The organism is Brevundimonas sp. (genome assembly GCF_036402095.1).
In the GTDB taxonomy this organism is placed as follows: Bacteria; Pseudomonadota; Alphaproteobacteria; order Caulobacterales; family Caulobacteraceae; genus Brevundimonas.
The window spans coordinates 1-8,708 of the sequence record NZ_DASWTO010000179.1; the positions used below are offsets into that span (position 1 = coordinate 1).

The following is an 8,708-nucleotide window of genomic DNA, read 5'->3' on the forward strand; positions in this document are numbered from 1 at the left end:
GCACGTTCCCACGTGTTACTCACCCGTCCGCCACTAACTCCGAAGAGTTCGTTCGACTTGCATGTGTTAGGCCTGCCGCCAGCGTTCGCTCTGAGCCAGGATCAAACTCTCAGGTTGAGTTGACTATCTGACCTAAGCAGACCGACCCGAAGGCCGGTTGGCATTAGTTCTACGTATTCTTGACGAGATCCCACGAACGTCTCTCCGAAGAGGACGTCATGGTGTCTTTTCAAAAAGACCGCAGTTGTCAGTGTCGAGACAATCTCTAGGATTGTCGCCAGGACACCGCCGCCTGCGTTTCTCTTTCCAGATCAACGATTTCAAAGACCCGGAACCGGAAGCCCGATCCCACCGTTTAGCGCCCGGTTGCGGCGGAGGCGGCGATGTAGTCGCCTCGCTTTCCCGTGTCAAGCGGTCATTCCGAAGAAGAACCTCTTTTCAGCGGCCCCGCCCGGAGGCGAGGGAGGCGGTGTTTACCGCCTCATTTTCCTGCGTCAAGTGGTTCTTTTTAAAGAAGAACCTCTCTCTGCAAACCACCCTGGAGGGGCGGCGGAGGCGGCTCTCTAAAGAGACCGTTTCTCCGTGTCAACCGGGCTTTTTCAGCCATTTCGCGGAGCGTGAAGACCGAAGCCTTCGGGCCGCAAAAAACCGTCTGGAAAGCCGAGAGGCTTGCCTCTGTTTCGTCCGACGATTCGATTGGAGCGCGGAACCTAACCGAAACGCCTTAAGGAAGCAACCCGCTTTCGCGACTTTCTTCCCGGGGACCCCTGGAGACTTTCGTCTCCGCGGCCCCGGCGGCCGGCCCGTTTCCGAGCGAGGCGGCGATATACGCAGCGGCCTTTTGGACCGCAACCCGATTCCTGCAGAATCCCGAACTTTCTCGCAGAATCCCGGTCGGCGGGATGGCCCAGGCCGGTGGGCCCCGGTGCGGAAACGCCTGTCAGCCCGCCGCTATATAGGTGCGAAGAGACTCGGCCTCGCGGGTGGCCTCGGCGATCTGGCATTTGACCACGTCGCCGATCGAGATCACCCCGGCCAGCCGCCCGTCCCTGAGCACGGGCAGATGCCGGATTCGCCGGTCGGTCATCCGGCTCATCAGAATCGCCACGCTTTCGGCCGGGGCCGCGAATACGACCTCGGCCGTCATGAAGTCCGACACCGGCAAATCCAGCGCCCCGCCGCCGCGAGTCGCAACGGCCCGGACCACGTCCCGTTCGGACAGCACGCCGACCACGCGGTCCGCGTCGCAGACCATGAGCGCGCCGACCTTCAGCCGGTCCAGCTCGCCACACGCGTCGCCGAGCCGCACATCCGGGCGGATGCTGTACACGGCGTCGCCCTTGTCCTTGAGAATTTCGGCGACCAGCATCGCGGCTCCTCCCTCTCTATATATAGAGCGCGGCCGCGGACGGGCCGCTTCAGGCCGAAGGGTCGCGCAGATCGGGCGGGGAATCAAATGACGTCCGGCGTGAACCGAACAGCCGGAGCCAGGGTCCGGCCAACAGCGCGCCGGCGATGAAACCACCGACATGAGCCTGCCAACCGTATTGGCTGAAGGCGCTGCGCCCGATCACGTCCGTGAACGCGGCCACCAGATTGACCGCCAGCCACACGCCGCCGACGGCCAGCAGCAGCCGGTTGCTCAATGGACCGACCCCGTCCCGCCGCCCGGCCGTCCTCAAGGCCCCCGCCAGCAGGCCTGACACCGCCGCGGAGGAACCGATCAGGACATCCTGCCCTGCAGGATCCAGGACGGCGAAGACCAGACCACCGGCGGCGCCGCACAGGAGAAAGAACGACAACAGGCCGAGAAGACCGGTCACGCCAGGCATGCGGCGCGCCAAGGGCGTCGCCAGAATCACCGACATGACGACGGCGAGCACCACCTGGGTCAGCCCGCCGTTCAGAAGGATATAGGTGAAGAGGCCGCTCCCTCCCCCGTTCCACAGCTCTTCCGGGCTCAGGCCATAGAGCATGGCCGCAGGTTCGGGCGAGCCGCCGCCGTATCCCTGCTGGGCCGCATAGGCGGCGGCGATGATCAGCCCGAGCGTCACCGCCTGCCACGGCAGCTTGATCGCGGGTTCGTGGGGTTGAGGTGTCAGCGGTCGGCTCCGGAATGGTGCGAAGGCGTCTTCGCCGTCCGCCGGCCAGCATGGCAAGCGGTTCTTAATAACCATGATCCAGATTGGCACGGGGGTTGCTTGCCGACCCGTAAACCATGCCCGCCTGTGGAGGTTCGCCTTGACCATCCGGCTGAAGACCATCCCCGCGTTCCTCGGCGTCGTCGCCCTCGCCCTGCCGGCGATCGCCGCGGCCCAGTCGGCGGGCTCGTCGGGCATGGGCGCCTATCAGGCAGGCTATGGCGGATCGCGCTATACCACCGCCCGCCCCCAGACCGGCTCGACCCGGGATCAGAACGGCAACCGCCTGATTGTAGACGGCATCATCCAGGCCGGGGCCAGCAGCTATTCCAGCGCCACCGGCGGCGTCTCGTCGACGTTTTCCGGTGTCGGCGGCCAGGGCGGCACGGCGATCGGCGGATCGACCGCGATCGGCAACAGCCTGAACGTCGTCGTCCAGGGCAATCACAACACGGTCATCGTCAACTCGACGCAGATCAACAACGGCAACGTCACCGCCGGAACCAGCCTGAACGGCACCCTGAGGCTTCCATGATTCACGGCCAGACCGCCCGACGTCTGAAGACCGTCGTCGTCGCCAGCGCCGTCGCCGCGCTTCTGGGCGGCTGCATATCCGCGTCGGCGGGCCCCCAAGGCATGTACGCCACCCCGATCGGCAATGCTCCGGTGACGGCCAACCCCACTCCATACTCGGCCGCCCTGTACTGCATGGCGGACTATGCGCGGCGCTACGACCTGCCGTCGCCGCGCATGGCCGTGGGCCGGATCAGCGACTACACCGGCACGGTTTCGGCCGACGGCGGACGCCAGATCACCGGCGGAGCTTCCCAGATGGCGATGACCGCCCTGGCCAAGGCCGGCGCACGCCAGGTCGAGCGCTATGACACCTCGGTTTCGGAGATGGAGCTGCGCTACGCCAACAACCGCTTGATCGGCGACGAAGGCCCGGGCGGGGCGGACGACAACGAGTATCGCCGGATTCTGGCCGGGCAGGTGCCGGGCTCGGACTTCTACATCGTCGGCGGCATCACCGAGGTGAACTACAACATCCGCTCTGGCGGCTTCGACATGGCTGCAGGCCAGGCCAGCACGGACACGCCGCTGTCCACGGCCTTCGCCGGCAAGGCCTTCGTGATGAACATCGCCATCGACCTGCGCCTGGTCCAGACCACCACGCTCGAGGTCGTCGACGTTGTCTCCTACCAGAAGCAGATCATCGGCCGCGAGGTCTCGGCCGGGGTGTTCGACTTCCTCAACGGCAACGTCTTCGACATTTCCGCCGGAGAAGGCGGCCTCGAACCGGTCCAGCTGGCGGTACGCGCGCTGATTGAACGGGCCACGGTCGAATTCATGGCCAACCTGTACGGCGCGCCGGGCCCGGAAATCTGCCTCTCCGCCGGGCCCGACCCGCTGGGCGGCACAACCGGGCCGACCGGCGGCTATTATCCAGCCTACCCCAACACGGGAACGAACAATGGCGATACCCGCGCGGATCCGTCTCGCTGGCACGATCGCCGCGACGGCGCTGTGCGCCGCAGCCGCTACTGAGGCCGCCGCGCAGACCCCGCCGCCCGGCGGCACCATCGTCCTGAACGAACAGCTGCAGCTGGGCGATGTCTTCTCGCACCAGACGCTGAACGTCGTCGACGCCCAGGAACAGGTCACGGTCAGCACCTCGGCCCAGGGCAACAGCGCCTCGGGTGCGGTCGAGAACGGCACCATCACGGTCCAGTCCAACCAGGACATGCGCGGCGACGCCGTGGCCACCACGGACATGACGCTGGGCGGCGACACCCACGGCGTGGTCAACGCCACGACCCAGGCCCAAGGCAATTATCTGGCGGTCAGCGCCTACGACTCGGACCTGACCGTCGACGCGACCCAGTCCAACACCGGCGGTCTGGTCAGCGCGACGTCGCACCTGGGCGACGACGACGCCCGCCTGCTGGACGGCGCCTACATCAACGCCTCGGCGATCTCGAACAAGGTCGCCCTGTACGGCGAGGGCTCGTCGGTCGGGGGCGCGGTCGACCAGTCGTCCTCAGCCACGGTACGCGCGTACAACCGCATCGAGACGCAATATATCCCGGCCGAGGCCGTCGTCTCGAGTCAGGCCATCGTCAACGCGGTCCAGCTGAACAGCGGCCAGACCTCGGGTCAGGATCTCCGGATCGTCCAGACCTCGACCGGCGCCTTCGTCGAGGCCGAATCCAGCGCCAACGCCGGCAACGCCTGGGACCTCGCCGGCCGCGCCCGCGCCAGCGCCAACCAGGCCGTGCTCTCCAATGAAGGCGGCTCCGTCGTGACGGAGTCCCGCCAGGACAACACCGCCTTCGTGCGCGCCGCCGCCACGACCACCGCCTATGACTACGGACGCGCCGAGGCCCACGCCCGCGGTGCGGCCAACGAGCTGTCGGTCGGCAACAACGATATCTATCTCGAGATCGACAGCAGCCAGTTCAACTCGGGCGGGGTCGCGGTCACCGCCACCTTCTCAGGCACGAACGGCTACGACGTCTATGTCGGCGCCGATGCGGTCGGGAACAGCGTGACCGGCTACGCCTGCTCGGAGTGCGAAGGCTATCTCGAGGCGAGCAACAGCCAGACCAACGGGGGCGACATCTCGGCCACCGCCAATACGACGGTCGCCGGCTCGACCCGCGCGGTGATCACCGGCGCCAACGCCGTCGGCAACTCCGCGACCTTCTACGTCTCGCGCCCTTCACATTAATCTTCCGTAACTTGAGCGGCCCTGCGGGGTCGCTGAATGGTTGTCGGGGGCACAGGCGGTCGAGGATCGCAGCTCCTCAACCTTGTCCGGCGCGGCCCCGACCGGGAGCCTTCGCGCCAATCGGAAAGAATGCCGACCATGCGGTCCCCTCGTCGCCTGCTCCTTCTCGCCGCCGCCTCGATGGCGGTGCTCGTCACGGCCTCTCCCGCCCTCGCACAGGCCCCGGCCCAGCCGAACGAGCCCTGGGCCCAGAGCGCCAGCGACATTCCCGCCGACGCCAACGTCCGCTTCGGCCAGCTGTCCAACGGCATGCGCTACGCCATCCTGCGTAACGCCACGCCGCCGGGCCAGGCGTCCCTTCGCCTGCGCATCGACGCCGGCTCGCTGATGGAGAACGAGAACCAGCTCGGCCTGGCCCACTTCATGGAGCACATGGCCTTCAACGGGACGACCAACATCCCGGAGAATGATCTGCTGCGCATTCTCGAGCGGCTGGGCCTGGCCTTCGGCGCCGATACCAACGCCTCCACCGGTTTCGACCAGACCATCTACATGCTGGAACTGCCGCGGACCAACGACGAGACGGTCGACACCAGCCTGCGCATCATGCGCGAACAGGTCTCCGAGGCCTTGATGGCCCCGGATGCGGTCGACGCCGAGCGCGGCGTCATCGCCGGCGAGGAGCGGCTGCGCAACACGCCTGGCCTGCGTTCGATCAAGGCCCAACTGGCCCTGCTCGCCCCCGGCCAGCGCATCTCGCAGCGCCTGCCGATCGGCGACCTGGAAATCATCCGCACCGCCCCGCGCGAGCGCTTCGTTGAGTTCTACGAGGCCTACTACCGCCCATCCCGGGCCACCATGGTCGCCGTCGGCGACTTCGATGTGGACGAGATGGAGGCCAAGATCCGCGCGGCCTTCGAGAGCTGGGAGCCCAAGGGGACGGCCGGGCCGGAGCCGGACCTCGGCACGGTGGCGCCGCGCGATCCGGAAACGCGCATTCTGGTCGAGCCCGGCATCCAGTCGTCGATCCAGCTGAACTGGATCAAGGCTCCCGACACCGACCCCGACACCGTGGCCGAACGCCGCGACAACCTGCTGCGCAATCTCGGCGTCGCCGTACTGAACCGCCGCCTGGGCGAGATCGCCCGCGCCGACAACCCGCCCTTCATCTCGGCCGGCGGCGGACAGTCGACCCTGGCCGAGAGCCTCGACATCGCCTCGGTCTCCGCCCAGTTCAACCCGGGCGAATGGAAGCGTGCGCTTGAGGCGATCGAGCAGGAGCAGCGCCGTCTGGTGCAGTTCGGCGTGTCCGAGGCGGAGCTTCAGCGCGAGATCACCGACGCCCGCGCGGGCCTTGAGAACGCCGTGGCCGCCGCCGCCACCCGCCGCACCCCCGCCCTCGCCAACAGCATCGTCGGCGCGGTCAACGACGAGCGCGTCTTCACGTCGCCCCAGACCAACCTCGATCTGTTCAATGCCGCGGTCGAGGGCCTTACGGCCGCCCAGGTCAACCAGGCGATCAAACCCGTGTTCGAAGGCGGCGGCCCGCTGGCCCTGGTCGTGACGCCGGTGGAGATCGAAGGCGGCGAGGCCGCCGTCACCGCCGCCCTCGAGGCGTCGCGCCAGGTTCCCGTCACCGCCCCCGCGGCCCAGGCGCAGCTCGACTGGCCCTACGCGAGCTTCGGCGCCCCCGGGGCCGTCCAGGATCGCCGCGAGATCCCCGAACTGGGCGCCACCGTGGTCACCTTCGCCAACGGCGTCCGCCTGACGGTGAAGCCGACCGATTTCCGCGACGAGCAGATCCTCGTCAGCGTCCGCACCGGCATCGGCGAACTTGGCCTGCCGACGGACCGGTCGGACCCGCAGGCGCTGGCGCCGCTGGTCTTCACGCAGGGCGGCCTCGGCAAGCTGACGGCGGACGAACTCAGCCGCGTCCTCAACGGCCGCATCTACTCGGCGGGCTTCGGTGTCGACAGCGACACCTACAGCCTGTCCGGCGCGACCCGGCCGCAGGATTTCGCGCTCGAGATGCAGGTCCTGACCGCCTATTTGACCGATCCGGGTCTGCGCCCGGCGCCGTTCCAGCAGATCAAGGCCTTCTTCCCGCAGATCATCGCCCAGCAGATGGCTACGCCCGGCGGCGCCTTCCAGCTTCAGGCATCCGGCCTGCTGGCAAGCGGCGACAAGCGCCAGTCCTTCCCCAGCGCGGAGGACGTCGCCGGCTGGACCATTGAGGACCTGCGCGCCGGCGTCACGAGCGGCCTGTCGTCAGGACCGATCGACGTCGTCGTCGTCGGCGACGTGACGGTCGAGGACGCCATCGCGGCGGTCGCTCCGACGCTGGGGCCGCTTGCTCCCCGGGGGCCGGACGCCCGGCCGGCGCCCGGCGCGACCGAACTCCGGTTCCCCGCCGGGGTGGCCGAGCCGGTCCAGCTGACCCACACCGGGCCGGCCGAACAGGCGCTCGGCTACATAGCCTGGCCGACCACCGACGCCGTGGGCGACCGCACCGAGTCGCGCCAGGTCGCGATCCTGGCCGAGGTGCTGAAGCTGCGTGTTCTCGAGGAAATCCGCGAGAAGCAGGCGCTGGCATATTCGCCGGGCGTGGGCTCCAGCGCCTCGGACGTGTTCGAGGGCTACGGCTCGATCTCGATCACGGCCCAGACAGCCACGGACGCCCTGCCCGCGTTTTATGCGGCGGTCGATTCCATCGTCGCCGGCCTCCGAGACGCACCGGTCGAGGAAGACGAGCTGAACCGCGCCCGCCTGCCGGTCATCGAATCGCTGCGCCGAAGCCAGGCCAGCAACGAATACTGGCTGGCCCAGTTGGCCGACGTCGCCGCCCGGCCGGAAGACGTAGAGCAGACGCTGACCCACATCTCGGATCTGGAGGCCATCACCCCGGCCGACATCCAGCGCCTCGCCCGGCAGTATCTGCGCGCCGACACGGCCTGGCGTGCGACCGTGACGTCGTCCCGTCCGGCGGCGGAGACCCCGGCGGCCGCTCCGGCGGCGTAAGGCGACGAAAAAAGGCCCCGGTCCTTGCGGATCGGGGCCAGTCGCTTCTCAGGATCGTCGACAGAGCCGACGAAGGCCATCCTATCGAGGCCGCCATGACGGCGGGCTGAACGCCGATGTTCAGACTGGCGTCAGAAAACCCGGCCGCCGACGCCGCCGTCCAGGGTGATGGACGCGCCGGACACGGCGACGCCGGCCTGTTCGACTACTTCCTCGCGGTACTCGGTGTAGATCTCTTCCCGAACCATCGTCAGGATCTTTATCCCGGCTCCGTAGCGGCGCAGCAGCGAGCGTTCGTTGCACTCACGCTCGGCCCTCTGGGCCCGGCACTCCACCTGGCCGCCGCGGCCGTGCCAGAGCGCCTCGCCCTTGCGGCAATCCATCGTCTCGCCACGCCCAAAGTCGGCGTCGCTCACATATTCGGCCCAGGTGTACTGCAGCCGGGTCCCGGCCAGGCAGCGATACAGTTCGCCCTCGTAGTCGGCGTAGACCTCCCGGTCCGGCCGCACCTGGGACGCCGGATGCGGCACGTTGCGGTCGTCTATGCAGATGGCGCGGATGACCACCCGCTTCTCCCACCGGCGGCGCGCCTCATAGGGCACGCGAATGACCTGGCGCACCCGGGCACCCTCGACGGTCAGGCCGTTGATGGTGGTCGGATAGGGCTGGTCGACCGTGACATAGGCCGATCCGCCGCCCGAGACGAAGACGCTGCCGCCCGCCCGGGCGTTCAGGCCCGCCCGGCTTCGCGCCCCGGCATCGGCGCTGGCGTTGACGTTCACATTGACGTTGAAGTCGCCGCCGCCGCCACAGCACGG

7 protein-coding genes and 1 rRNA gene are annotated in these 8,708 nt (G+C 68.0%); 4 read left to right on the top strand and 4 right to left on the bottom strand.

Going from position 1 to position 8,708, the window contains the following annotated elements; genetic code table 11:
- The 3 genes from VGD32_RS11940 to VGD32_RS11950 form a co-directional block, all read right to left on the bottom strand.
- Nucleotides 1–117: ribosomal RNA gene (locus VGD32_RS11940) — 16S ribosomal RNA — on the bottom strand; the annotation flags it as partial.
- A gap of 823 nt (nucleotides 118–940) precedes the next feature.
- Nucleotides 941–1,369, bottom strand: coding sequence for a CBS domain-containing protein (locus tag VGD32_RS11945; protein ID WP_331032106.1), 429 nt, complete (start codon nucleotides 1,367–1,369; stop codon nucleotides 941–943).
- 49 nt (nucleotides 1,370–1,418) lie between these two features.
- Entirely contained in the window at nucleotides 1,419–2,192 is a 774-nt protein-coding gene (locus VGD32_RS11950) for a rhomboid family intramembrane serine protease (RefSeq protein ID WP_331032107.1), read from the bottom strand.
- 49 nt (nucleotides 2,193–2,241) lie between these two features.
- Between VGD32_RS11950 and hfaA the strand changes: the two genes are divergently transcribed.
- The 4 genes from hfaA to VGD32_RS11970 all read left to right on the top strand — a co-directional run bounded on the left by hfaA (nucleotide 2,242) and on the right by VGD32_RS11970 (nucleotide 7,890).
- Complete coding sequence (hfaA, locus tag VGD32_RS11955; RefSeq protein WP_331032108.1) at nucleotides 2,242–2,676, top strand: holdfast anchoring protein HfaA; 435 nt, start codon at nucleotides 2,242–2,244, stop codon at nucleotides 2,674–2,676.
- Complete coding sequence (gene hfaB / locus VGD32_RS11960) at nucleotides 2,673–3,689, top strand: holdfast anchoring protein HfaB (protein ID WP_331032109.1); 1,017 nt, start codon at nucleotides 2,673–2,675, stop codon at nucleotides 3,687–3,689. The genes hfaA and hfaB overlap by 4 nt, the downstream gene beginning before the upstream one ends.
- Nucleotides 3,616–4,872 carry a holdfast anchor protein HfaD gene (gene hfaD / locus VGD32_RS11965; RefSeq protein ID WP_331032110.1) on the top strand — a complete coding sequence of 419 codons (1,257 nt, stop codon included), beginning with the start codon at nucleotides 3,616–3,618 and terminating at the stop codon, nucleotides 4,870–4,872. The genes hfaB and hfaD overlap by 74 nt, the downstream gene beginning before the upstream one ends.
- Before the next feature lie 138 nt (nucleotides 4,873–5,010).
- The gene (locus tag VGD32_RS11970) at nucleotides 5,011–7,890 is read left to right on the top strand and encodes a M16 family metallopeptidase (RefSeq protein ID WP_331032111.1); all 2,880 of its coding nucleotides are present in this window, start codon (nucleotides 5,011–5,013) and stop codon (nucleotides 7,888–7,890) included.
- A gap of 131 nt (nucleotides 7,891–8,021) precedes the next feature.
- On the opposite strand, the gene VGD32_RS11975 is transcribed toward VGD32_RS11970, so the two are convergent.
- Nucleotides 8,022–8,708: hypothetical protein (locus tag VGD32_RS11975; protein WP_414644420.1), on the bottom strand; the 687-nt coding region annotated here is incomplete at its 5' end.